Genomic DNA, 23,636 nt, shown 5'->3' on the forward strand with positions numbered 1-23,636 from the left:
GGAAACCCCTTCAAAGCTTCCGGATTGCGCTCTAAGAAGACGCGCCCGCCGCGTCGAGCCTCGGCGCGGGGATCTCGGGCGCGAGGAGGGACGGGTCATGCGCGTCGTGGTGGTCGATTACGGCTCCGGCAATCTGCATTCGGCGCTCAAGGCGCTGGAGCGGGCGGGGCGCGACGCGGGCTTGAGTCTGGACGTCGGGCTGGCCTCCACGGGCGAGGAGGTCGCCGCCGCCGACCGCATCCTGCTGCCGGGAGTGGGGGCCTTCGCCGCCTGCGGAGAGGGGCTGAGGGCGCGTTCCGGCCTGGTCGAGGCTCTGGAGGAGGCCGTCTTCAAGCGCGGCAGGCCTTTTCTCGGGGTCTGCGTGGGGATGCAGCTTCTGGCCGGGAAGGGGCTGGAGTTCGGCGAACATCCCGGCCTGAATTGGCTCGGCGGCGAAGTGCGGCGGCTGACGCCCTCCGATCCCGCGCTGAAGATCCCGCACATGGGCTGGAACGCGCTGAAGATCCTGCGGCCGCATCCCTTGTTCGCGGGTCTGGCGCCGGAGACTCAGGCTTATTTCGTCCATTCCTATCATCTCGTCCCGGCGCGGGCGGAGGACGTGGCGGCTCAGGCCGATTACGGCGGAGCGGTCACCGCCGCCGTGGCGCGCGACAACATCGCCGGATTGCAGTTCCATCCGGAGAAGTCTCAGGCGGCGGGGCTTCGGATTCTGACGAACTTCCTGAACTGGCGGCCCTGAAGGCGCGCGGCTCCTCCCGGAGGAGCCGAGCCGGAGCCTTCGGGGGCTCCGGCGGGGAGGGGCCTTCAGTCGGCGCGGACGTAGACCGGGCGGTCGCGCAGGGTCTCCGAGGCCCATCCCTCTTCGTGGAGGGGCTTGTCCTCGCGCCATTTGCGGCATTTGAAGTCGGCGATCTCCCAGGAGCAGGAGGCCGCGACCGTGGCCGGAGCGGTCACGGAGCAGCTGGCCGCGCCGCAGATGGTCTTGCCGCTTTCGGTCTGCGCGCAGCTGTTGCAGCCGATCTGGGTCTGCATGCAGCCGGCGGCGAAGAGCGCCTCGATCCAGTGGGAGTCGAAGGCGGCGCTGTGGATGAGCGTTCCCGGCTCCGTGCTGGCTTCGCTGTGGATGGTCGCCGCGCCGCAGACGAGCGGCTCGCGGGGCGCCGCCTCTTCCCCGGCGAGGGCCGGAAGAGCGAGGAGCGCGGCCGCGAAGGCGGCGAGAGCGGCGCGTCTGAGCATCGCGGGGCGGGGGATCATGTCTGCTCCTGATCGGTCGCAAGGCGTCGGATGAAGGCGAATTTGCGGCGCGAAGGATGAACGAAATCTTTCTTTCCGTATACGGTAAGGCTGAAATCCTGACCTTCCGCGCGGACTTGCGCGCGCCCGAGCTTTCCTTTCGGCGCGTCCTGCGCTACGCCCCGCATGAAAACACTCCGCGAAACCATCCGGCGGCGCGCGCGAGGAGGCCTCTCTTGACGTCCATGATTCTCTATCCGGCCATTGATCTGAAGGAAGGGCGCTGCGTGCGGCTCTTCAAGGGCGACATGGCCCAGGCGACCGTCTTCAACGACGACCCGGCGGCTCAGGCGGCGGAGTTCGTCGCGGCGGGCTGCGACTGGCTGCATCTGGTGGACCTCGACGGCGCCTTCGCGGGCAAGCCCGCCAACGCCGCCGCCGTGGAGGGGATCCTCAAGGCGGCGACGGTTCCGGTTCAGCTCGGGGGCGGCGTGCGCAGCATGGAGGTGCTCGAAGGCTGGCTGACGAAGGGCGTGCGCCGGGTGATCCTCGGGACGGCGGCGCTCCGCGATCCGGAGTTCGTCAAGCGCGCCGCCAGAGCCCATCCGGGCCGGGTGGCCGTGGGCATCGACGCCCGCGAAGGCCGCGTGGCGGTCGAGGGCTGGGCCGAGACCTCCGACGTCACGGCTCTGGAGCTGGCCCGCCGCTTCGAGGACGCCGGAGTCGCGGCGATCATCTACACCGACATCGAGCGCGACGGCGCCATGCAGGGGCCCAACGTCGAGGCGACGGCGGCTCTGGCGCGGGCGGTGCGCATTCCGGTGATCGCTTCGGGGGGCGTCTCCTCGCTGGATGATCTGCGGGCTCTGCGCGACAGCGGCGCGCCTCTGGACGGCGCGATCTCGGGCCGCGCGCTCTACGACGGGCGCATCGACGTCAGGAGCGCCGCCGCCGTGCTCAAGGGAGAAATCGCATGACGCTGTCGGTCCGGGTCATTCCCTGCCTCGACGTGAAGGACGGGCGGGTCGTGAAGGGCGTGAACTTCGTGGATCTCGTGGATGCGGGCGACCCGGTGGAGGCCGCCGCCGCCTATGACGCCGCGGGCGCCGACGAGATCTGTTTCCTCGACATCTCGGCCAGCGTCGAGGGGCGCGGGACGCTGCTCGACATGGTGCGCCGCACGGCGGAGCGCTGCTTCACGCCTCTGACGGTGGGCGGCGGAGTCCGCAGCGTCGAGGACGTGCGGGCGCTGATGCTCGCGGGCGCCGACAAGACGGCGGTCAACACGGCGGCGGTGAAGCGTCCCGAAGTGATCTCCGAGATCGCCGAGCGCTTCGGCGCGCAATGCGTGGTCGTGGCCATCGACGCCAGGTCGGTGGGGCCGGGGCGCTGGGAGATCTTCACCCATGGCGGCCGCGAGCCCACCGGAATCGACGCCGTGGAGTTCGCGCGGCGCGCGGCTTCTCTGGGGGCGGGCGAGATCCTGCTGACCTCCATGGACCGCGACGGCGTCCGTTCGGGCTACGACCTCGCGCTGACGCGGGCGGTGGCCGAGGCGGTGCCGGTTCCGGTGGTGGCCTCGGGCGGCGTGGGCGAGCTGCGCCATCTCGTCGAGGGCGTGACTCTGGGCAAGGCTTCGGCGGTTCTGGCGGCCTCGATCTTCCATTTCGGGATGCACAGCGTCCGGGAGGCGAAGGAGGCGTTGCGGGCGGCCGGGGCTCCGGTGCGGATGGTCTGAGAGGGGGAGAAGATGGGAAAATACGCCATCCTGATCCACGGGCGGGGCTTCCACGTCCCCATCGAGGGGCAGGCGGAGAAGTCCAGGGGCTTTTACGTCACGGCCTTCCTGGAGGCCGAGAACGAGGAGGAGGCCTGCGAGATGGCCTTGCAGGCGCTCGTGGAGGACGCCGACTTCCATGAGGAGATCGGCGCCCACGCCGATCCCGAAGACGCGGAGCTCGACGTGGAGAGCTGCGAGGAGCTGGCGAGCTTCGAAGACGCGCCGCTGCCGCGCGGCGGCTTCGTCTTCTACGCGGAGGAGGAGGGGCCGCCCTCCTGAGCCGCTCTGCGGTCGGGCCTATTCGGCGGCGAAGCGGAAATCCTCCTCCGGATCTTCCTGAGGGCGCGTCAGGGCGGCCAGCGACTCCATGGCCGCCAGGCGCGCGATCACCGGCGCCAGACGCGCGCGGAAGGCCCCGAAGCCCGCATGACGCTCCACCCTGGCCTCGTCGAGATAGAGCCCGCGGTTGATCTCGATCTGAAGCGCATGGAGCCCCTCGCGGGGGCGGCCCCAGAACTGCGTGATGTAGCCTCCGGCGAAGGGCGCGTTGCGCGCCACGCGGAAGCCCGCCTCGACGAAGATCCGCGTGGCCTCGGCCGTCAGCTCGGGATGGGCGGCCAGGCCGTGACGGTCGCCGAGCACCACGTCCGGCCCTCTCTCGCCGCTCTGGCGCGCCGATTCCGAGGGCATCGAATGACAGTCGAGCAGCAGGGCCGCGCCGAAGCGCCGCCGCGTCCGCAGCATCAGGGCTGCGAGCCGGGCGTGATAGGGCTGATGACAGCTGGCGATCCGCTCGCGCACTTCGGCGTAGGGGATCTTGCCCGGATAGATCCTCCGCCCCTCGCCGACCACGCGCGGCGCCACGCCGAGTCCCGCCGTGGCCCGGGGGCTGCGCAGGCGCTGGGGCGGCGCGTCCGAGATCAGGGCGGGGTCGAGTTCGTCGGCGGCGCGGTTGGCGTCCACCCAGGCGCGGGGGAAATGCGCCTTGAGCAGCGGCGCGCCGCACTCGGGGACGGAGGCGAAGAGCTCCTCCACGAAGGCGTCTTCGGAGCTGCGCAACAGGGTCTTGTGCAGAGGCGAGCGGCGGATCAGGCTGTCCGGATAGGCGCGGCCGCTATGGGGCGAACTGAAGACCGCCGCGCTCGACAGGCGGGCGGGTTCGGCCACCTCGAGAGGCGACTGATCGTCGGAAGGGGAAAAGGGAAAGCCCTGCATGACCGTCCGTGCTCCTGGGGCGCCGCGAAGCCGCGGCTGGAATCTCCGAATCGCGCCCGGGCCGGTCGATCCTTTCGGGCGTCTTCCATCCTACGCCCGAAGGTGAAAAAAAGACCAGCGCCCAAACCATTTCTTAGGCGCGTTCGCCCTATGCTGCGAATCGTCAACCCGTCCGGACGAGACGAGGCGGGGGCTGGATAGATGGAGGCGGCGGAATGGCGACGGTCATGCTTGCGACGCGGAACGACGACATGCGCGGCTATCTCGCCGCCCGGCTCAAGCGGGCCGGACATGCGGTCTCCCGGGTGGCGGATTATCATTCGGCGCTCACCCTGCTGGAGGAGAACGCCTATGACGTCCTGCTCACCACGGTGGAGGCCGACAGCTCCGACGAGCTGGATCTCGCCCGCGCGGCGCGGCGCATAGATCCGGGGATGCGCGTGATGTTCATCACCGGATTCTCGGCTGTGGCGCTCATGCCTCCGGCGGAGGAGGGCGCGCGCGGCATGACCCTCGGCGAGCCGGTGCATCTGAACCGCCTCGGCGAGGAGCTGCGGCGGCTGGTCCGCGCGGCCTGAAGCGCGGGAGGCCGCGGAAGGAGAAAAGGGCGCCGCGAGGCGCCCTTCGTCGTTTCGGGAGAGCCTCAGCCCGCCGCGAGGGACTGCTCCATCTCGCGCACGATGGCGTCGCCCATGGTGCTGGTGGAGACGCGGGCCTTGCCGGGCTGCATGATGTCGGCGGTGCGCAGACCTCCGGCCAGAACGGCGCTCACGGCCTTCTCGATGCGGTCGGCCTCGCGCGCGAGGTCGAAGCTGTAGCGCAGCGCCATCGACAGGGACAGGATCGTGGCGATGGGATTGGCGACGTTCCGGCCCGCGATGTCCGGCGCCGAGCCATGGACCGGTTCATACATCGCCTTGCGGCGGCCCTGGGCGTCGGCGGCGCCGAGCGAGGCCGAAGGCAGCATCCCCAGCGAGCCGGTCAGCATTCCGGCTTCGTCCGAGAGGATGTCGCCGAAGAGGTTGTCCGTCACGATGACGTCGAACTGCTTGGGATTGCGCACGAGCTGCATGGCGCCGTTGTCGGCGTACATGTGGCTCAGCTCCACGTCGGGGAACTCCTCGGCGCCGAGCTTCGTCATCTCCTCGCGCCAGAGCACGCCCGACTCCATGACGTTGGCCTTCTCCATGGAGCAGAGGCGGTTCTTGCGCTTGCGGGCCAGCTCGAAGGCCACGCGCCCCACGCGGCGGATCTCCTCGGTGGTGTAGACCTGCGTGTTGAAGCCCCGGCGCTGGCCGTCGGGCAGGGTCTCGATTCCGCGCGGCTCGCCGAAATAGATTCCGCCGGTCAGCTCGCGGACGATCATGACGTCCAACCCGGCGACGACCTCGTATTTCAGCGTCGAGGCTTCGGCGAGGGCGTCGAAGCAGAGGGCGGGGCGCAGGTTGGCGAAGAGCTGGAGCTCCTTGCGCAGCCGCAGAAGCCCGCGCTCGGGCTTGAGGGCGAAGGGCAGGGCGTCCCATTTCGGCCCGCCCACCGCGCCGAGCAGCACCGCGTCGGCGGCCTGAGCCCTGGCCATGGTCGAATCGGCCAGAGGAACGCCGTGGACCTCATAGGCCGCGCCGCCCACCAGATCCTCCTCCAGGTCGAAGGAGATCCCGCGCCGCTTGTGGAGCCAGTCGAGGACGCGGCGCGCCTCGCGCATCACTTCAGGCCCGAGGCCGTCTCCGGCCAGAATCAGCAGCTTGGGGTTCGCCATGGGGAAGGGCTCCGGATTGCGGGAAGATCAGGCTCCTTAAGCCCGTCGAAGGCGGAAGACAAGCGAGCGGCGCGCGTCTTTCACGCGGCCGCTCGCTTCAGGGGGCATGGAGGCGCTCCTCGGGGAGCCCCGGCTTTCCGAATCCGGCCGGATCCGGCCGCCGGGGGCGGGCAGGCGTCAGCTCCAGCGGAAGCCCGCGATGCGCATCGGCTGATGGATGTCCACCGCCGGGGGCGCCGAGGAGGCGGGCTGCACGCCGGTCTTCTCCCAGCGCATCCAGCCGAGCAGGCGGTAGTCGGTGTCGACCACCGGCTGGAGCGCCGCCAGATTGGCGAAGCTGAAGCGCGCGCCGACGGGGGCGTAGCTCGGGGCGCCTTCGCTGTCGAACTGCGGACGTCCGGTCGCGTCGAGCATGCGGGCCTCGCGGCGGGCCGGAGACCAGGCGCAGAACTCGCGACGCGGCGGGGTGTTGGCCGAGAAGCGCCCGCTGAGGATCACGTGGGTCTCGCGGGAGATGGACTCGGCGATCACGCCGTTGACCGAGACGTCCGTCAGGGCGGTGGCCTTGAGGCAGGCGTTCACGGCTTCGATGTTGGCGGTGAAGGTGCGCTCCCATCCGGCCAGCGAGGGGCCCGCGGGCTGCGGCGGAGGCGGCGGCGCATAGGCGGGAGGCTGGGCGTAGGCGGTCTGGGGCGCGTAGCTGTAGCCCGGCCAGGCGGCCTGAGCCTGGCTCTGGGCCTGCGGCTGCGCGGGCTGGACGTAGCCGCCGCCGCTGGAGGTCGGGGCGGGAACCGCCGTGGCCGTGGCGGGCCAGCCCTGGACCGTCGTCGGCGCCGGAGCGTAGGTCTGCTGCTGCGGAGCGGGCGCGTAGGTCTGGGCGTAGGCCTGAGGCTGGGCGTAGGGGGTCTGCTGCGGGGCGGGCGCCGGATTGTAGATCGGGGCGGCGGCCTGCTGCGCCGGCTGGACGTAGGCGCCGTAAGCGGCGCTCGCCTGCTGGGCGGCCTGCTGGACCGGCTGCGCATAGGCGAGGGCCTGGGTCTGGGCCTGCTGGACGTAAGCCTGAGGCTGGGCGGGCTGCTGGCCGTAGGCGGCGTAGACCGAGGCCAGATCCGGCGCGGCGCTCTGGAGGGCCTGCTGGACCGGCGCCTGCTGAGGCGCCGTCGCGTAATACTGCTGCGCCGAGGCGGCGGAGGCCGTCAGGGCCGCCAGCGCGACGGCCGCGCAGGCCCCGCGACGGAAACGGGCGGGGGTGCGGAGGGGGGTGGACATGCGGGTCTCCTCAGGGATCTGCGCGCCGGAAAGGTCTTGGGCGGAATTTGACGCGGAGCGCGAATTTTCGCGGAGGATAGGGCCGGATTGAGGCGGCCGAACCGCGCGTTCGGACAGGATAAGCCTTTGCGTAGTCTTTCCGAAGGCGGATGAAGCGCCCGGATGAGAGGGGGCGGAGTCCGGCGCGACGGAGAGGCCTCCGGCGCCCTGCGGGAGGCCCGGAAACAGCACGGCTCCCGCCTGGGCGGAGGCCCTGTCTTTCCTCTGAAACAATCCGGGCTCCCGCCTGAGCGGAGGCCCCGTCTTCCCCTGAAGACAATCCGGGCCCCCGCCTGGGCGGAGGCCCCGTCTTCCCCTGAAGACAATCCGGGCCCCCGCCTGGGCGGAGGCCCGGACCGACCGTCGATCTGGACGAAGTCTCAGTTCACGACCGCCTCGGGCGCGACGTAGATCGGCGCCGTCGGGACGGAGTAAGCCGGCTCGACGGACGCCGTGGTCAGGGTCGCCGGAGCGACCGCCGTCGAGGAGGTCTTGAACGGGCAAGCCATGGCCGGAGAGGCCAGAGCCGCCAGAAGAACGGCCGGAAGCAGGATCTTGGTCATGCGGCGTCTCCTTTGCTTCTGAAGGTCGGATGAAGGATCGAAAGGAGGCGCGGGATCCACGCGCCCCGCCGGGGATCAATCCCTGAATCCCTTGAAGGCGCAAGAAAATTCTCGCCGCAAGCCTTACACGATCCGGCGAGCGCCGCCGGAGGCTCCCCGCGAGGCCTCTACAGACCCGCCGCAAGCCAGATGTTCTTCAGCCGTCTCGGCTGGCCCTGCGCGTCGAAGGCGACGAGATCGAAGCGCGCCTCCGGCTCCCGCGCGAAGCCCTGCGCCGCGATCCAGAAGAGCGCCGCCCCCTCCATGCGTCGCGCCTGACGGGGCGTCAGGGCTTCGAGCGCGGCCTCCATGGTCCCGCGCGCCTTGACCTCCACGAAGACGATTCCGCCGCCGGGCTCCTCAAGGATCAGGTCGATCTCGCCCTGAGGAGTCCGGAAGCGCCGCGCCAGAATCCGCGCGCCCTCCGCCGCATAGAGCCGCGCGGCGGCCTCCTCGGCCTCCAGGCCCCTGCGATGGGCGGCGGCGCCGCTCATGAGCGGCGGGTCTTCTTCAGCTCCAGAGCCCGGGAATAGACCTGCTTGCGCGGCAGACCCAGAGCCTCGGCGAGGGCGGCGGCGGCGTCCTTCACCGATTCGCCCGCCTCCAGCGCCGCCAGGATCGCGGCGTCGAGATCGGCCTCCGTCACGGCGGGCCCGGAAGCGGGCGGCGGAGCGTCGACCACCACCACGATCTCGCCTTTCGGCGGGCCTGCTTCGGCGTAATGGGCGGCGAGTTCGTCCAGAGGCGCGCGGCGGATCTCTTCGTGGAGCTTGGTGAGCTCGCGGGCCACCGCCGCCGGACGCGGACCCAGAACCGCCGCCATCTCCGCCAGGGATTCCGGCAGACGATGCGGCGCCTCGTAGAAGATCAGCGCTCCCGGAACCGCCGCCAGAGATTCCAGCAGTCGACGGCGGTCGCCGGATCTGCTCGGTGGAAAGCCCGCGAAGAAGAAGCGGTCCGCCGTCAGCCCCGCGAGGGTGAAGGCCAGGATGGCGGCGCTCGGGCCGGGCAACGCCGAGACCGCGCCGCCTCCCGCCAGCACCGCCGCCGCCAGACGCGCCCCCGGGTCGGAGATCCCCGGAGTCCCCGCGTCGCTGGCGAAGACCGCCCGCGCTCCCTCGGCCAGACGCGGCAGAAGCCCCGCCGCCGCCTCGGCCTCCTTGTGGGAGTCGCAGCGCCAGACCGGGCGGCCTCCGACGGGGATCCCGTGGATCTCCATCAGCTTGCGCAGACGCCGCGTGTCCTCGGCGAGCAGGAGGTCCGCCTCGCGCAGCGCCGCGAGCGTCCGCAGGGTGACGTCGCCCGCCGCCCCCAGCGGCGTCGCCACGAGCGTCAGCCCCGGACGCAGCTTCGCCCGCGCTCCGGCAAGCAGGATCGCCGGATCCGGATCCCGGCCGGAATCGAGGCCGGAATCGAGGTCGGAATCGGGATCGAGGGGGCTTGCGGCTTCATCCATGACGGTCTTCCTCCGGGGCGCTGTTGCGCGTTCGTCCCCGCCGACGCAGAATGCGTGAAAACGGCATGGGGAGAAACGGCGCATGGCCCTGATCGAATCTTCGGAGACGGCTCTTTACGAGGCTCTGGCCAGGATCAACGCCGCCCGACGCTCCGGCGTCCGCGCCCATGAGGAGGCGCTGGTTTCGGCGCTCTTCGAGACCGAGCAGCGGCTCGCCGTCTATGTGGCGCGCGCTCCGGCGCGTTTCGACAACCATATTCTCGGGCGCTTCGCCGGACAATGGGGCGTGGCCATCCTGCGCGGACGCCTCGCGCCCGCCACGCCCTGGGGCTCGCCTTTCGGCTTTCCGGCGGTGGTCTGGGATCCGGCGGGCGATCCGGTGACGGTCAGCGTGCTGCGGGCGCCGGGGATCACGGCGCAATGGAGCCTGCTCGACTCCTTCGCCGAGATAGGCTTCCTGCGGACTCTCGCTCCATGTGAATTGGCGAGCGGGGAGATCGTCGTCGCCAATCTTTACGAACCGCGCAAACCAGCCTGAGGCGGAGATGGCGGAAATCGGTCGGAATCGGGGCGGAATCCATCCCGGACGGCTTGACGAGGCGTTGTTCTTCGACCATTGTTCATTTTAATTCGACGTGAATTCGCCGCGTCAGGACGATACCTTAACTTTCCTTCCTGTCTTTTCCGGCGCTTCGTCTGGCGCTCCGGAGAAGGCTGGCGCAGGATCTTCATCGCCTGTCGCGCGATTCGCGGCGCATTCCGGCCAACCTCAGGGAGATTCCCATGAGACCCCCGCTCCGATCTTCCCTCCTCGGACTCGCCGGTCTGGGCGCGCTCTTCTGGAGCGCCGCCCCCGCCGCAGCCGACCCGAGCTTCGATTGCCTCAAGGCCGGAAACGCCATCGAGCGTCTGGTCTGCGCCGATTCGGACCTCGCCCGCCGCGATTCGCAGATGTCGCGGATCTATCTCGGCGCGCTGGAGGTCGTCGACGAGGCCCAGGCGGTCAAGGAGCGCGCGACCCAGCGCGCCTGGCTCGCCGAACGCAACTCCGCCTGCGCCCTGACCGCCGCCGAGGAGGCCGTGCCCGCCCGGGCCGAAGCCGCCGGGCGCTGCCTGCGCAACCTCTATGAAAAGCGCGTCCGCGATCTTCAGGCCGCCTATCCCGAGCCGCTGCGCATCGACCGCGCGCCCTATGTGTCGAGCAGCGACGACCGTCGCGAAGTCTGCCTGCGCTTCAACGCCCAGGTGCGGCCCGATCCGCTCCAGCCGCTGGAGAGCTTCTTCAAGGTCGAGCCCGAAATCCGCCTGACCGCCCACGCCGACTGGCGCGAGGCCTGCCTCGGGGGATTCGAGCCGGGCAGGAAATACAAGATCTCGGTGCTGGAGGGGCTGCCGGGCGAGGGCGCGCCTCTGGCGCGCGGGGCGAGCTTCGATTTCGTCATGCCCGACGTCGCCTCCAAGCTGCGCTTCGCGACGGTGGGCCGCATGTTGCCGCGTTATGAGTCGGGCGGCCTGCCGGTCGAGGGCGTGAACGTCCGCGACGTGACGGCCCGTCTGATGCGCGTGGACGACGCCGACGCTCTGGCGGCGCTGCGCTCCGAATGGGAGGGAGGCCCCGACGTCTTCTCCTGGGGCGCGCCCGACTACTTCATCAGCCGTGTGGACGAAGTCGTCTGGCGCGGAAGCCTGAAGCTCGAAGGCGAGCGCAACCAGACCCGCCGCGTGGCTCTGCCCATCGACCGGATGGTCGAGACCGAGGCCCTGAAGCCCGGCGTCTACGTCGCGATCCTGGAGGGCAAGCCCCGGCTCTGGCCTCAGGAGAAGATCGCCGCGACCACTCCGACCCCCGTCGAAGGCGAAGAGGTCGAGGAGGTTCAGGAGGAATACGAGGAGCCTCCCGCCGAATCCGTCGGGCCGGTCTTCTACTGGTTCACCATCTCGGACATCGGCCTGACCACCTGGCAGGGCGACGACGGCCTGACCGTCATGACCCGTTCGGTCAACGGACAGCAGCCGCTGAGCGGAATCCGCCTGACGCTGCATGGAGCCAAGGGCGCCCAGCTCGGCGAAACGACCTCCGACGAGACGGGCGTGGCGAAGTTCCCCGCCGGACTCACCCGCGGCGAAGGCGACCGCGCCCCCGCGCGGCTCTACGCCTATGGCGCGGACGGCGAATTCACGCAGCTTGATCTTTCCCGCGCGCCGCTGGACCTCAGCGACCGCGGCGTGGCCGGACGCGTCGCGCCGGGCGCGCTCGACGCCTGGCTGACCACCGAGCGCGGCATCTACCGGCCCGGCGAATCGGTGCAGATCCTCGCGCTGCTGCGCGACGACCACGCCGCCGCCGTGGACGACTTCCCGCTGACCATCGTCTATCGCCGTCCCGACGGCGTGGAGGCCCGCCGCGAAACCCTGACCCTCGCGGAGGCGGGCGGCGCGACCACGCAGCTCAATCTGCCGCCCAACGCCGCCATCGGCTACTGGAGCGCCGAAGCCTACGCCAGCGCCGAAGCGAAATCGGCCATCGGCTCGGTCTCCTTCATGGTCGAGGATTTCGCGCCGCCCCGCATCGAGGCGAAGCTGACCTCCGAAGAGAAGAGCGTCGGGCTGGACGCCGAGGCCCTGCTGAAGATCCAGGCCGACTTCCTCTACGGCGCGCCTGCGGGCGGCCTGACGGGCGAGCTCGTGACCACGCTGCGGGCTCCGGCGACGCCCTTCGCGGATTACGCCGACTACCGCTTCGGCCTCGCCGACGAGCAGCGCCCCCGCCCCGAACAGAGCGAGGCGGAGAGCTTCGCCCTCGACGAGACGGGCGGACTCGAACTCATGGCCTATGTGGCCGAGCCCGAGAACGGCGTGGGCGGCTTCCCCATGGAGGCCGAATTCGCCGCGAGCGTCTTCGACGCGGGCGGCAAGCCGGTGACGGCGCGCTTCAAGCTGCCCGTGCGCACCCATGACGCCTTCGTCGGCGCGAAGTCGAGCTTCGCGGGCGCGACCGCGCCGCTCGACGGGGCGGTCGGCTTCGACCTCGTGGCCGTGAACCCCGAAGGCGAGGCGATTCCGGCCGAAGCCTCCTGGCGGATCGTGCGCGAATACGTCGACTACATCTGGCATCAGCGCGGCGACCGCTGGCGCACCGAGATCATCCGCACCGACGGCCCCGTTCTGGCCGAAGGCTCCGCGACGCTCGGCGCCGAGCCGGTCGCGATCTCCGCGACGCCGCAGGGCTGGGGCTCCTATCGCCTCGAAGTCCGGCTGGCGGATCAGGAGGCGGCTTCGCTCTCGCTGCGCTTCGACGCCGGCTGGGCCTCCAGCGATCCGGGCTCCGAGCCTGCGCCCGAGCGGGTTCAGGTCTCCGTCGAGCCGGGCGCCTACAAGCCGGGCGCGACGGCGCGTCTGCGCGTGACCGCGCCCTTCGACGGACAGGCCTCCGTGGCCCTCGCGGGCGAACGGATCTACGGCATCTCCAATCACGAGGTCTCCGCCGAAGGAAGCTTCATCGACGTGACCATGCCCGAAGAGGCCACGGCGGGCGTCTACGCCCTCGTCAGCGCCTTCGGCGCGCCTGACGGCGTGATGCGGCAGGTGCCGACCCGCGCCGTGGGCGTGGTCTGGATCCCCGCCGACCCGGCTTCGCGCACTCTGGAGGCGAAGGTCTCGCTGAACGAGGTGATCCTGCCGACCGAGCCCGCCACCGTGACTCTGGAGGTGGCCGATCCCGGCCCCGAAGCCGGACCTCTCTACGGCGTGGTCTTCGCGGTGGACGACGGCGTCCTGCAGCTGACCGGCTACACGGCGCCCGATCCGGCTGAGTACTACCTCGGCCAGCGCCGCCTCGGGCTTTCGATGCGCGACGGCTACGGCCAGCTCATCGACGCGGCCGGTCTGGAGATCGGCGAGATCCGCACCGGCGGCGACGGCGAGATGGCCGCGCTCGATTCGGCGCAGATGGGCGCCCTGCCCAAGAAGAACCGCCCCATCGCGGTCTGGGTCTCGGACATCCGCGAGCTGACCCCCGGCGCCAACGAGATCCCCTTCGACGCTCCCGACTTCGACGGACGCCTGCGCGTCATGGCGACGGTCTGGACCGCCGGACAGATCTCCTCGGCGGCGGAATCCACCGTGCTGGTGCGCCGTCCCGTGGCCGCCGACGCGATGATCCCGCGCTTCCTCGCCCCCGGCGACGAGGCCGAAGCCACCGTGGCGCTGCACAACCTCGACGGCGCCCCCGGAGTCTACACCGCCACCCTGCTGGCCGAAGGCCCGCTGGAGATCCTCGGCGAAACCGTGGTCGAAGCCGAACTGGCCCAGGGCCAGCGCGCCGAGCGCGTCATCCGCGTCAAGGCCCGCGAGGACATGGGCGACGGCAAGCTGACGCTCAGCGTGGCGGGGCCTCAGGGCTTCGGCATGAGCCGCGAGAGCGCGCTCAGCGTGCGGCCTTCCTCGACCTATGAATCGCGCCGCGTCGTCTCGACGCTGAAGCCGCGCGAAAGCCTGATCGCCGATCCTTCGCTGATCGAGGGCTATTTCCCCGCCACCGCCCGTCTCAGCATGGGCGTGAACCCGCTGCCCGACCTCGATCTGCCGGGCATCATCGACGGTCTGGCGCGCTATCCCTACGGCTGCGCCGAGCAGACCGCCAGCACGCTGGCCCCGCTGATCGCCGCCGACGATCTGCGCCCCTACTTCAAGCTCGACCGCGCCCGCCTCACCCGCGAGGCGGACGAGGGAATCGCCAAGGGCGTGGCCCGTCTGGCGGCGATGCAGAACTGGCGCGGCGATTTCGGCATGTGGTCGAGCGCCGGTTCGACCAACTCCTGGCTCACCGCCTACATCATGGACACGCTGCTCGTCGCCCGCTCCCAGGGCCGCGAGGTGCCCGAGCAGGTGCTCGAACAGGGCATGCGCCGTCTCGCCGATCTGGCCTCCTCCACGGGCGGCGCGGCGGATTCCGAAGTCAACGCCCGCGCCTACGCCTTCTATCTCCTCGCCCGCGAGGGCAGCGTGGATCCGGCGCAGCTGCGGCGCTTCAACGCCGTGCGCTTCGCGCATCTGACCTCGCCCCTGGCGAAGGCTCAGGTGGCGGCGGCTCTGGCCCGCATCGGCGACGTCGAGCCCGCCAAGGACGCCTTCGCCCGCGCCAAGACCGCCATCGTCTACCCGACGAAGGAGCGTCCCAGCGCCGGATATCGCTATGAGGATTACGGCACCCCGCTGCGCGACGAGGCCGGACTTCTGGCGCTCATGGCGGAAAGCGGCCTCTTCGGCTGGCCGGACGTGGATCGTCAGGCGCGCACGCTCTCGGCGCGCATGACCGAGGCGAAATATCTCTCGACCCAGGAGCAGGGCTGGATCCTGCGCGCGGGCCGCGAGATGGCCAAGGCGCCCTTCGCCACCATGACCGTCCTGATCGACGACAAGCCCCCCGAGGCCGAAGTGGTCCCGGCGGGCGGGCCGATCAGCTTCACCGCCGAGAACCATCAGGCGGCGCGGATCCTGCCCAGGCTGACCAACGCCGGAGACAACGAGATCTTCAGCGTCATCTCCTACGGCGGCTTCCCGAAGGTCTCGGGCGCGGCGGAGTCCAGCGGCTTCGAGATCACGCGCTCGATCTTCACCCGCTCGGGCGAGGCGGCGGATCTCGCGAACCTGCCTCAGAACGAGGTGGTCGTGGTGGTGCTGGAGGGCCGCAAGCTGAAGAACTTCGTCAGCCGCGCGCTGGTGGTGGACTTCCTGCCTGCGGGGCTCGAACCCGAGAACGCCGCCGTGGGCGGGGCCGAAGCCGCCGACCTCGGCTGGCTGAAGGACCTGACCGCGGTGGAGACGGTGGAGCTGCGCGACGACCGCTTCCTCGCCTCCTTCGACATCGGGCGCGGCGACGACAAGCGGTTCCGCGTGGCCTATCTGGCCCGCGCGACGACCCCCGGCGCCTACGCCTACGGCGGCGCCCAGGTCGAGGACATGTACGCCCCGCAGGATTTCGCCCGCACCGCTCCGGCGCGCGTGAACATCCGCGCCGCCCGCCCGGTGGAGTGATCCTTCGTGGCCGACGCCGCCGAACCGACGACCCCGCGCCGTCCTCCCCGGAGGGCGGCGCGATTTCTTCTGACGGCTCTGGCTTCGCTGATCTGCGCGGCGGGTCTGGCGGCGGGCCTCTGGGGCCTCTGGCTCTGGAGCTTCGCGACGCCTGCGCCGCTCGCGCGGCTGGAGACGGGATCCGTCGAGATCCTCGACCGCGAGGGCGGCAGGCTGGGAGCCTTCCTCAGCGAGGACGACAAATGGCGCTTCCCCGCCAAGCTCGACGAGGTGGACCCGCTCTTCCTCGAAATCCTCAAGGCCTATGAGGACAAGCGCTTCGACGAACATGGCGGCGTGGATCTTCTGGCTCTGGGCCGCGCGCTCCGCCAGATGCTGACCAGCGGACAGGTGGTGTCGGGCGCCTCGACGCTCTCGATGCAGGCGGCGCGTCTGCTGGATCCGGCGCCGCGTTCGCTGGCGAACAAGCTGGTCGAGATGAAGCGCGCCCGTCTGCTGGAGCGTCAGCGCGGGAAATCCGGCGTGCTGGAGATCTACCTCGGGCTTGCGCCCTACGGCGGCAATCTGGAGGGGATCAAGGCGGCCTCCTGGGCCTATCTCGGGAAATCCCCCGCGACGCTGACTCCCGCCGAGGCCGCGCTTCTGGCGGCCATTCCGAAGAATCCCAACGCCTATCGCCCGGATCGACATCCGGCGGCGGCGCGTCGGGCGCGGGATCTCGTGATCGCGCGCGCCGAGGCGGCGGGGGCGCTCACCGCCGCCGAAGCCGCCGAGGCCCGCGCCGCCGAAGTCCCGCGCCGACGCCGCGACGCCGGTCTGGAGGCGCCGCACGCCGCGCGTCGGGCTCTGGCCGAACTCGCCCCCGAGGCGCGTCGGCGGGGCGGCGCCTTCTCCACGGCCATCGACCCCCGGCTTCAGGCGGCGGCGCAGGATCTGGCGCGTCGGGCGGCCTTCCGCAGCGATCCTTCGGCTTCGGCGGCGGTCCTGCTGATCCATCGCCCCAGCGCCGAGATCCGGGCCTATGTGGGGGCGGCGGTCCCGGAGTCGCAGCGTCGGGCGGGTTCGGTGGACATGCTGCGGGCCTTGCGCTCGCCGGGCTCGGCGCTCAAGCCCTTCGTCTACGGCCTGGCCTTCGACCGCGCGCTGCTGTTGCCCGAGACCATCCTCGACGACCGCGAGACCGATTTCGCCGGCTACGCCCCCCGCAATTTCGACCGGGGCTATTCCGGCCAGATGAGCGCCGCCGAGACCCTCCGCCGCTCGCTCAACGTGCCTGCGGTGCGGATTCTCGACCGTCTCGGGCCTGCGGCCTTCGACGGCGCCTTGCGCACGGCGGGGGCGGGGCTGACCTATCCCCTCGGCGACGGCCCGAGTCTGGCTCTGGCGCTGGGCGGGGCGGGGATCAGCCCCTACGACCTCGGGCGGCTCTACATGGGCTTCGCCGGGACGGGCGGCGTTCCGGCGCGTCTGAACCTGCTGGCGGGGGCGACCACGCCGGAGGTCAAGACCCTGCTGACGCCGCTCGCGGCCCAGAGGCTGCGCCAGATCCTCGCGACGGCGCCTCGTCCCCGCACGGCTCAGGCCGCGCGCGGCGCGACGACTCCGGTCGCCTTCAAGACGGGCACCTCCTACGGCTATCGCGATTCCTGGGCGGCGGGCGCCTCGGGGGATTACGTGATCGTGGTGTGGGTGGGGCGTCCCGACGGCGCGCCCTGTCCGGGCTGCACCGGCTACAGCGTGGCGGCGCCCACCCTGCTGGACATGGCTCAGGCCCTGCCGCCGCCCGATCCGGCCCTTGCGGTTCCGGTTCTGGCCGACCCGGCTCTGGCCGCCGGCGCGAAGCTTGCGCCGCATCTGCGCCGCTGGTCCTCGCGCCCGACGCAGAGCCTGCTTCAGCCGCTGAAGAAGCCGCCCGAGATCCTCTTCCCCCGCGATCAGACGACGCTTCTGCTGCCCGAGGGCAAGGCGGCGCCTCTGCGCGCTTCGGGCGGAGAAGGGGCTTTGCGCTGGCTGGTCAACGGGCGTCCTCTGGCGAGTCCCGCCGCGAACGGCGCGCCGCTCTGGCTGCCCGACGGGCCGGGGACGCATCGTCTGGAGGCGGTGGATTCGCGCGGACGCAGCGCCCGCGCCGAAGTGGTGGTGGTCAGGCCGACTCCGCCGCGCCGGAGCGCCGCCTCCCTCGCGGCCGCGCCGCCCGCGCCTCCGCCAGAATCGCCGCCAGAAGCGCCCTGAGCGCCGCCTCGTCGCGCAGGCCGCATTCCCAGAGGACTTCGGCGCGCCAGCCCCCGGCGGCGCAGCGCGCGAGGGTTTCGGCGTCGCGGGCCTTGTTGCGGGCGATCTTGGCGCGCCAGTAGGCGGCGTTGGTCTTGGGCTCGCGGGCGCCGCGCGGGCAGTCGTGGCCGTGCCAGAAGCAGCCATGGACGAAGAACGCCAGCTTCAGGCCCGGATAGGCGACGTCGGGTCTGCCGGGGGCCTGGCTCCAGTGCAGCCGGTAGCCGGGCGCGCCGATCCCGCGCAGGATCCGCCGGAGCTTCATCTCCGGGCCGGTGTCGACGCCGCGTACGCGCCGCATGATCTCCGAACGCTCCATGGGGGGCCTCCTTCCGCTCAGGGAGCCGCGCGGGGGCCGGAAGTCAAGCTGCGGTTTTTGACTTTCCTCCGCCGCCCCGATAGACCGGAGGACAAGCCGAAGCGGGAGGGACTCCATGGCGCGCATCGTCGTCTTCGACGTCGGGAACGTTCTGATCTCCTGGGATCCTCATGCGCCTTATCGCGCGCATTTCCCCGACGAGGCCGCCATCGCGGCCTTTCTGCGGGAGATCGGCTTCTACGCCTGGAATCTGGAGAACGACCGCGGTCGGCCCTGGGATCAGGCCGTGGCCGAACTCGGCGCGGAGTTTCCCCATCACGCGGATCTCATCGCCCTGTCGCATCACGAATGGGCCTCGACCATCACCGGCCCCATCGCCGGAACGGTGGAGATCCTGCGGCGGCTGAAGGCGGCGGGCGTTCCCTTATATGCGATCACCAATTTCTCTCCGGAGAAATGGCGCGAGTGCCTCCTGCGCTTCGATTTCCTGCGCGAGAGCTTCCTCGACGTGGTGGTCTCCGGCGACGAGAAGCTGGTCAAGCCCGACCTCCGGATCTACGAGACCTTGCTCAAGCGCAACGGGCTGAAGGCCGAGGATTGCGTCTTCGTCGACGACAGCCTTCCGAACGTCGAGGGCGCGCGGGCGGCGGGCATGAAGGGCATCCATTTCCAGAATCCCGAGGCCCTCGCGCGCGAGCTTCAGGCGCTCGGCTTCGCCGCGGCGACGGCCTGAGCGCCTCCGCAGAGATCCGCAGGACGACCACCGAAAAGACGCCGTCAAGAGCGTCCGTCAGGGAGACGAACCCATGCTTCTCATCACGCATTCCGACTGCCTCGACCATGATCCGGGACCGGGCCATCCCGAATCCCGGGCGCGGCTGCAAACGATCCTCGGCCTGTTCAACCGCTCGGCCTTCGCGGGCCTGGAGCGGGTCGAGGCGCCTCTGGCGACCGACGCGCATCTGCGCCTCGCCCATCCTCAGGGCGTCATCGACCTGCTGACCGCCGAGGAGCCCGTCGAGGGCTGGAGCCGGATCGAGGCCGATACGGTGCTGTCGCCGGGTTCGGTGCGGGCGGCGCGCCGGGCGGCGGGCGCCGCCGTGGAGGGGGTCGAGGCGCTGCTCCGGGGTGAGGCGAAATTCGCCTTCTGCGCCACGCGTCCGCCGGGGCATCACGCCGAGCGCGACACGCCCATGGGCTTCTGTCTCTTCTCGAACGCGGCCATCGCGGCGCTGCACGGGCTGAATCTGGGCCTGAAGCGGGTGGCGGTGGTGGATTTCGACGTCCATCACGGCAACGGCACTCAGGACGTGCTCAAGGACGAGCCCCGGGCGCTGTACGTCTCGATTCACGAATCGCCGCTCTATCCGCATACCGGCGCCGCGAGCGAAACGGGGGTCGGCAACATCGTCAACGTGCCGATGCCGGGGGAATCCGACGGCGCGGCCTGGCGCGCGGCCTATGAAAGCCGCATCGCTCCCGTGCTGGAGAGCTTCGCGCCCGAACTGGTGATCGTTTCGGCGGGCTTCGACGCCCATCGGCGCGATCCCCTCGCCAGCACCCGGCTGGAGACCGAGGACTTCGTCTGGATGACCGACCGGCTCTGCGCGGCGGCGCGGCGCAGCGCTCAAGGGCGGCTGCTGTCGCTGCTCGAAGGCGGTTATGATCTTCAGGCCCTCGCCGAGGCGGCGGGCGCCCATGTGCAACGCTTGATGGAGCAGGAGCTCTGGCCCTGCGAGGCCTGAGCCGATCACGAAGGAGAGGCGCATGAGCGCGGCGGAAGCGGATCTGGAGGCCCTCGGATTCGAGAAGGCCATGGCCGAACTTGAAGACATCGTGCGGCGGCTGGAGCGCGGCGACGCGGATCTGGAATCCGCCATCGCGCTTTACGAGCGCGGGGCGCTGCTGCGGCGTCATTGCGAGGCCAAGCTCAAGGCCGCCGAGGCCCGCGTCGAGAAGATCATGCTGGAGGCGGGGTCTCCGGCGGGGCTTGCGCCCCTCGATCCGCAGGGCGGAGGATCGTGACCGCCGCCGTCCTGCCTCCGGAGGCCCTGGAGGCGCGTCTGGCCGCGGCGGCCGCCGCCGTCGAGGAGACGCTCGACGCGCTGCTGCCGCAGGGCGACGGGCCGGAATCCCGGCTCTGGGAGGCCATGCGCTACGGGGCGCTCGGGGGCGGCAAGCGCCTGCGGGCCTTCCTCGTGCTGGAATCGGCGGCGCTCTTCGGAGTCTGCGGGACGCGGGCGCTGCGGGTCGCGGCGGCGGTGGAGTGCCTGCACGCCTACAGCCTGATCCACGACGACCTCCCGGCCATGGACGACGACGACCTGCGTCGGGGCCGCCCCACGACCCACAAGGCCTTCGACGAGGCGACGGCCATCCTCGCGGGCGACGCGCTCCAGAGCCGCGCCTTCGAGATCCTCGCCGAGGAGAGCACCCACGAGAATCCCTTCACCCGCTGCGAGCTGGTGCGCAGTCTGGCGGCGGCGGCGGGGGCCCGGGGCATGGCGGGCGGCCAGATGATCGACATGCAGGCCGAGGCCCGCGCCGCCCGGGGCGAGCCTCTGCGCGATCTGGGCGCCGTGGCGCATCTGCAGAGGCTCAAGACGGGGGCGCTGATCGGGTTCTCCTGCGCGGCGGGGGCGATCCTCGGGGGCGCCGACGCGACGCGCCGTCAGGCTCTGGAGGCCTATGCGCAGGATTTCGGCCTCGCCTTCCAGATCCGCGACGACCTCCTCGACCATGAAGGCGACGAAGGCGAAGCGGGCAAGCGCCTGCGCAAGGACGAGGACGCGGGCAAGGCCACCTTCGTCGATCTCCTCGGCCTGGAGGGCGCGCGCGAAAGGGCCTCCATGCTGGCGGCTCAGGCGGCGGCGCGTCTGGAGTGCTTCGGCCCTGCGGCGGAGGCTCTGAAGGCTGCGGCGCGCTTCGCGGCGCTGCGACGACGTTGACCGCCTGCTGACCCTGTGGGGCGCTTGTCAGGACGGGCTGATGCGCTCATTTTGGGACTCCCCTCCGCCCGCCCGCTTGCGCCCAAGACAGGAAACGCTCGATGAGCCTGCCCCAACGCCCCGAGACGCCCCTCCTTGACCGGATCGCCACGCCTGAGGCGCTCAAGAGCCTGTCCGACGCCGAATTGCGCCAGCTGGCGGACGAGCTCCGCGCCGAGACCATTTCGGCGGTTTCGGTCACGGGCGGGCATCTGGGGGCGGGCCTCGGGGTGGTGGAGCTGACCGTGGCGCTGCATGCGGTCTTCGACGCCCCGCGCGACAGGATCATCTGGGACGTCGGGCATCAGGCCTATCCGCACAAGATCCTGACCGGCCGCCGCGACCGCATCCGGTCGCTGCGCCAGGGCGGAGGGCTCTCGGGCTTCACCAGACGGGCCGAAAGCGAATACGACCCCTTCGGCGCGGCGCATTCCTCGACCTCGATTTCGGCGGGGCTCGGCTTCGCGGCGGCGCGCGACCTGCGCGGAGAGCCCGGCCATGTGATCGCCGTGATCGGCGACGGCGCCATGTCGGCGGGCATGGCCTACGAGGCGATGAACAACGCCGCCGAACTGAATTCGCGGCTGATCGTGGTGCTCAACGACAACAACATGTCCATCGCGCCGCCGGTGGGAGGGATGTCGGCCTATCTGGCGCGTCTGTGGTCGGGCGGGGCCTACAAGTCGGTGCGGGGGATGGTCAAGCAGATCGCCCGGCGCCTGCCGAAGGCCATGCGCACCCGCGCCAAGCGCCTCGAGGAATACGCCAAGGGCATGGCCGTGGGCGGCACGCTCTTCGAGGAGCTGGGTTTCTGCTACATCGGCCCGGTGGACGGGCATGATCTGGACCATCTGCTTCCTGTGCTGCGCAATCTGCGCGACCGGGGCGAGGGGCCGATCCTGCTGCACGCCGTGACCCAGAAGGGCAAGGGCTACGCGCCCGCCGAGGCCTCGGCCGACAAATATCACGGCGTGGCGCGGTTCAACGTGATCACCGGCGAGCAGGACAAGGCGAAGTCCAACGCCCCGAGCTACACCAGCGTCTTCGCGCAAGGCCTGATCCGCGAGGCCGAGGCCGATCCGCGCGTGGTGGCGATCACGGCGGCCATGCCCTCGGGCACGGGGCTGGACCTCTTCCAGCAGGCCTTCCCGAAGCGCACCTATGACGTGGGCATCGCCGAACAGCACGCCGTGACCTTCGCGGCGGGTCTGGCGGCGGCGGGGATGCGCCCCTTCTGCGCGATCTACTCGACCTTCCTGCAGCGCGGCTACGACCAGATCGTGCATGACGTGGCGATCCAGAGCCTTCCGGTGCGCTTCGCCATCGACCGCGCGGGCCTGGTGGGCGCCGACGGCGCGACCCATGCGGGCAGCTTCGACCTCGCCTATCTGAGCAATCTTCCGGGCTTCGTGGTGATGGCGCCTTCCGACGAGGCGGAGCTGATGCGCATGATCCGCACGGCGGCCGAGATCGACGACCGTCCTTCGGCCTTCCGCTATCCGCGCGGCGAGGGCGTGGGCGTGGAGCTTCCGTCGCGCGGCGAGGTCCTGCGCATCGGCGAGGGCAGGGTGGTCCGCGAGGGCGCGCGTCTGGCGATCCTCTCGCTGGGGACGCGGCTCGGCGACGCGCTCAAGGCGGCGGAGCTTCTGGAGGAGCGGGGGATCTCGGTCACGGTGGCCGACGCGCGTTTCGCCAAGCCTCTGGACGAAGACTTGCTGACCCAGCTTGCGCGACATCACGAGGCCCTGCTGATCGTGGAGGAGGGCGCGGTGGGCGGCTTCGGCTCGCATGTCCTGCAGCATCTGAGCGGGACGGGGCTTCTGGACGGGTCTCTGGCGGTGCGGAGCCTCGTCCTGCCGGACGTCTTCCTCGACCACGACAAGCCGGAGAAGATGCTCGCGGCGGCGGGTCTGGATTCGCGCGGGATCGCGGAGGCGGCTCTTGCGCTGCTGGGCCGCATCGAGGCGCGCGGAGGGCTTCTGCGGGCCAAGGGGGCGTAAGATCAGGGGAATTCCGTTTCCCTCTCCCTCGTGCGGCTGGATTTTCCGCAACTCATGGTGTATGGCTTTCCGCCTTCTGCGAGAGGAGGAAGCCATGGGATTTCTGCTGGCGGTTCTGGGCGCGATGGGCGCCGTAGGCTTCTGGATGTGGCGCGCCCGCGACGCGGCCGCAGGCGCCAGGGCGGCGATGGACCTTGCGGGAGACGCGGCTTCAGCCTTGCGGCGTTTCGGCTTCCGGCGCAAGGCGGGCGTGAATCCGCTCGACGCCGAGGAGGATCCGCGTCTTGCGGCGATGGCGGCGATGGCCAGCATGGCGCGCATGGACGGCGAGCGCACCGCCGCCCAGACGGCGGTTCTGACGGCCGCCGCCAAGGATCTGTTTCAGGTCGGGCAGGACGAGGCCCGCGACATGGCGGCTTACGGCTTCTGGCTTTCGGCTCAGGCCGAGCCCGAGGAGGCCTTGCGCCGTCTGGACCGGAATCTGTCGCGGAGTCTGGGCCCGAAGGAATGGGCGGAGCTGATTTCGGCGATGCGGGCGGCGGGCGTCGCGGAGGGCCCTCTGAGCGAGCGCCAGGCCGAGGCCCTCATGCGGATCGAGCGGGCGCGTCAGGCCTCGACTTGATTTTCCGCCCGGAATGCGAGCAATCTCCGCCTCCGGACGGGGCTGGGG

Annotated in this window: 23 protein-coding genes; 14 read left to right on the forward strand and 9 right to left on the reverse strand. The window is 70.8% G+C overall.

Annotated elements, in window-relative coordinates; genetic code table 11:
* Positions 1-97 precede the first annotated feature (97 nt).
* Positions 98-739, forward strand: a complete 642-nt coding sequence (hisH, locus tag PHN62_RS06615; RefSeq protein ID WP_300148036.1) for an imidazole glycerol phosphate synthase subunit HisH — start codon at positions 98-100, stop codon at positions 737-739.
* A 65-nt stretch (positions 740-804) separates the two neighbouring features.
* Here the strand turns inward: hisH and PHN62_RS06620 are convergent, their stop codons facing one another.
* Positions 805-1,254 carry a hypothetical protein gene (locus PHN62_RS06620; protein ID WP_300148038.1) on the reverse strand — a complete coding sequence of 150 codons (450 nt, stop codon included), beginning with the start codon at positions 1,252-1,254 and terminating at the stop codon, positions 805-807.
* Positions 1,251-1,421: a hypothetical protein gene (locus PHN62_RS06625; RefSeq protein WP_300148041.1), complete on the reverse strand. Its 171-nt coding sequence runs from the start codon at positions 1,419-1,421 to the stop codon at positions 1,251-1,253. The genes PHN62_RS06620 and PHN62_RS06625 overlap by 4 nt, the downstream gene beginning before the upstream one ends.
* A 57-nt stretch (positions 1,422-1,478) precedes the next feature.
* Between PHN62_RS06625 and hisA the strand changes: the two genes are divergently transcribed.
* From hisA to PHN62_RS06640, 3 genes are read left to right on the forward strand one after another with little or no spacing between them, the layout of a single operon-like run.
* Complete coding sequence (hisA, locus tag PHN62_RS06630; protein WP_300148170.1) at positions 1,479-2,210, forward strand: 1-(5-phosphoribosyl)-5-[(5-phosphoribosylamino)methylideneamino]imidazole-4-carboxamide isomerase; 732 nt, start codon at positions 1,479-1,481, stop codon at positions 2,208-2,210.
* On the forward strand, positions 2,207-2,971 hold the full coding sequence (gene hisF / locus PHN62_RS06635; protein WP_300148043.1) for an imidazole glycerol phosphate synthase subunit HisF: 765 nt from the start codon (positions 2,207-2,209) through the stop codon (positions 2,969-2,971). Before hisA ends, hisF begins: the two co-directional genes overlap by 4 nt.
* 12 nt (positions 2,972-2,983) lie before the next feature.
* Positions 2,984-3,292, forward strand: a complete 309-nt coding sequence (locus PHN62_RS06640) for a hypothetical protein (protein ID WP_300148046.1) — start codon at positions 2,984-2,986, stop codon at positions 3,290-3,292.
* An 18-nt stretch (positions 3,293-3,310) separates the two neighbouring features.
* On the opposite strand, the gene PHN62_RS06645 is transcribed toward PHN62_RS06640, so the two are convergent.
* Positions 3,311-4,228, reverse strand: coding sequence for an N-formylglutamate amidohydrolase (locus PHN62_RS06645; protein ID WP_300148048.1), 918 nt, complete (start codon positions 4,226-4,228; stop codon positions 3,311-3,313).
* Positions 4,229-4,443: 215 nt separating this feature from the next.
* Between PHN62_RS06645 and PHN62_RS06650 the strand changes: the two genes are divergently transcribed.
* Positions 4,444-4,806 carry a response regulator gene (locus PHN62_RS06650; protein WP_300148050.1) on the forward strand — a complete coding sequence of 121 codons (363 nt, stop codon included), beginning with the start codon at positions 4,444-4,446 and terminating at the stop codon, positions 4,804-4,806.
* A 65-nt stretch (positions 4,807-4,871) separates the two neighbouring features.
* Here PHN62_RS06650 and leuB read toward each other — a convergent pair whose 3' ends face one another.
* The 5 genes from leuB to rsmI all read right to left on the reverse strand — a co-directional run bounded on the left by leuB (position 4,872) and on the right by rsmI (position 9,353).
* Complete coding sequence (leuB, locus tag PHN62_RS06655; protein ID WP_300148053.1) at positions 4,872-5,987, reverse strand: 3-isopropylmalate dehydrogenase; 1,116 nt, start codon at positions 5,985-5,987, stop codon at positions 4,872-4,874.
* Positions 5,988-6,164: 177 nt separating this feature from the next.
* Positions 6,165-7,256, reverse strand: coding sequence for a hypothetical protein (locus PHN62_RS06660; RefSeq protein WP_300148056.1), 1,092 nt, complete (start codon positions 7,254-7,256; stop codon positions 6,165-6,167).
* Between the two features lie 419 nt (positions 7,257-7,675).
* The gene (locus PHN62_RS06665) at positions 7,676-7,858 is read right to left on the reverse strand and encodes a hypothetical protein (RefSeq protein ID WP_300148059.1); all 183 of its coding nucleotides are present in this window, start codon (positions 7,856-7,858) and stop codon (positions 7,676-7,678) included.
* Between the two features lie 167 nt (positions 7,859-8,025).
* A complete protein-coding gene (locus PHN62_RS06670) occupies positions 8,026-8,391 on the reverse strand; it encodes a YraN family protein (RefSeq protein ID WP_300148062.1) in 366 nt (121 codons plus the stop codon).
* Positions 8,388-9,353, reverse strand: coding sequence for a 16S rRNA (cytidine(1402)-2'-O)-methyltransferase (rsmI, locus tag PHN62_RS06675; RefSeq protein ID WP_300148066.1), 966 nt, complete (start codon positions 9,351-9,353; stop codon positions 8,388-8,390). Before rsmI ends, PHN62_RS06670 begins: the two co-directional genes overlap by 4 nt.
* A gap of 82 nt (positions 9,354-9,435) precedes the next feature.
* On the opposite strand from rsmI, the gene PHN62_RS06680 reads away from it, so the two are divergent.
* The 3 genes from PHN62_RS06680 (at position 9,436) to pbpC (ending at position 17,621) form a co-directional block, all read left to right on the forward strand.
* The gene (locus PHN62_RS06680; protein WP_300148069.1) at positions 9,436-9,891 is read left to right on the forward strand and encodes a hypothetical protein; all 456 of its coding nucleotides are present in this window, start codon (positions 9,436-9,438) and stop codon (positions 9,889-9,891) included.
* A 245-nt stretch (positions 9,892-10,136) separates the two neighbouring features.
* The gene (locus PHN62_RS06685) at positions 10,137-15,389 is read left to right on the forward strand and encodes an MG2 domain-containing protein (RefSeq protein WP_300148071.1); all 5,253 of its coding nucleotides are present in this window, start codon (positions 10,137-10,139) and stop codon (positions 15,387-15,389) included.
* A gap of 6 nt (positions 15,390-15,395) precedes the next feature.
* Positions 15,396-17,621 carry a penicillin-binding protein 1C gene (gene pbpC / locus PHN62_RS06690; protein ID WP_300148074.1) on the forward strand — a complete coding sequence of 742 codons (2,226 nt, stop codon included), beginning with the start codon at positions 15,396-15,398 and terminating at the stop codon, positions 17,619-17,621.
* Here the strand turns inward: pbpC and PHN62_RS06695 are convergent.
* The gene (locus tag PHN62_RS06695; RefSeq protein ID WP_300148076.1) at positions 17,533-17,979 is read right to left on the reverse strand and encodes a very short patch repair endonuclease; all 447 of its coding nucleotides are present in this window, start codon (positions 17,977-17,979) and stop codon (positions 17,533-17,535) included. The two genes, pbpC and PHN62_RS06695, sit on opposite strands and share 89 nt — an antisense overlap.
* Before the next feature lie 115 nt (positions 17,980-18,094).
* On the opposite strand from PHN62_RS06695, the gene PHN62_RS06700 reads away from it, so the two are divergent.
* The 6 genes from PHN62_RS06700 (at position 18,095) to PHN62_RS06725 (ending at position 23,588) form a co-directional block, all read left to right on the forward strand.
* Complete coding sequence (locus tag PHN62_RS06700; protein WP_300148078.1) at positions 18,095-18,712, forward strand: HAD family phosphatase; 618 nt, start codon at positions 18,095-18,097, stop codon at positions 18,710-18,712.
* Between the two features lie 73 nt (positions 18,713-18,785).
* Positions 18,786-19,724, forward strand: coding sequence for a histone deacetylase family protein (locus PHN62_RS06705; RefSeq protein WP_300148081.1), 939 nt, complete (start codon positions 18,786-18,788; stop codon positions 19,722-19,724).
* Positions 19,725-19,746: 22 nt separating this feature from the next.
* Positions 19,747-20,004, forward strand: a complete 258-nt coding sequence (locus tag PHN62_RS06710; RefSeq protein WP_300148083.1) for an exodeoxyribonuclease VII small subunit — start codon at positions 19,747-19,749, stop codon at positions 20,002-20,004.
* Positions 20,001-20,927 (forward strand): polyprenyl synthetase family protein, encoded by a 927-nt coding sequence (locus PHN62_RS06715; protein WP_300148085.1) that lies wholly within the window; start codon positions 20,001-20,003, stop codon positions 20,925-20,927. Before PHN62_RS06710 ends, PHN62_RS06715 begins: the two co-directional genes overlap by 4 nt.
* Before the next feature lie 107 nt (positions 20,928-21,034).
* Entirely contained in the window at positions 21,035-22,966 is a 1,932-nt protein-coding gene (gene dxs, locus PHN62_RS06720; RefSeq protein ID WP_300148172.1) for a 1-deoxy-D-xylulose-5-phosphate synthase, read from the forward strand.
* A gap of 94 nt (positions 22,967-23,060) precedes the next feature.
* Positions 23,061-23,588: a hypothetical protein gene (locus PHN62_RS06725; protein WP_300148087.1), complete on the forward strand. Its 528-nt coding sequence runs from the start codon at positions 23,061-23,063 to the stop codon at positions 23,586-23,588.
* Positions 23,589-23,636: the final 48 nt, after the last annotated feature.

The sequence above is a fragment of the Neomegalonema sp. genome, from assembly GCF_028688855.1.
GTDB lineage: Bacteria > Pseudomonadota > Alphaproteobacteria > Rhodobacterales > Rhodobacteraceae > Neomegalonema.